This window comes from Paracoccus sp. UBA5162, from assembly GCF_002413585.1.
Taxonomy (GTDB): domain Bacteria; phylum Pseudomonadota; class Alphaproteobacteria; order Rhodobacterales; family Rhodobacteraceae; genus Paracoccus.
In genome coordinates, this window is sequence record NZ_DHXG01000076.1 from 1,989 (window position 1) to 2,244 (window position 256).

The 256-nt window shown below is 67.2% G+C and carries 1 protein-coding gene; it reads right to left on the minus strand.

Features of this window, described 5'->3' with window-relative positions; genetic code table 11:
• Positions 1-19: 19 nt before the first annotated feature.
• Positions 20-256, minus strand: a 237-nt coding sequence (locus B4A72_RS11895; protein WP_292978688.1) for a GNAT family N-acetyltransferase, incomplete at its 5' end; no start/stop codon positions are given.

Consider the following 256-nt stretch of genomic DNA (forward strand, 5'->3'; position numbering starts at 1 on the left):
GCGCACCGTCGCATGCGCCTCAGCTCGCGGGGCGGCGGCGCCAGTTGTAGACGGTGCCCTCATCCACCGAGTCGCGGCCCAACGAGGCCAGCGGCCCGTCCTCGCCGCGCTGAAAGCCCAGATTCTTCAGCAACAGGCGCGAGGGCTGGTTATCGAGAAAGACATCGGCCAGCAGTTCCGCCGGGTCGAAACGGGCGCGGATCTCGTCGAGAAAGGCGCCGACCATTTCCTGTCCCAGTCCCTGACCGACCTGATC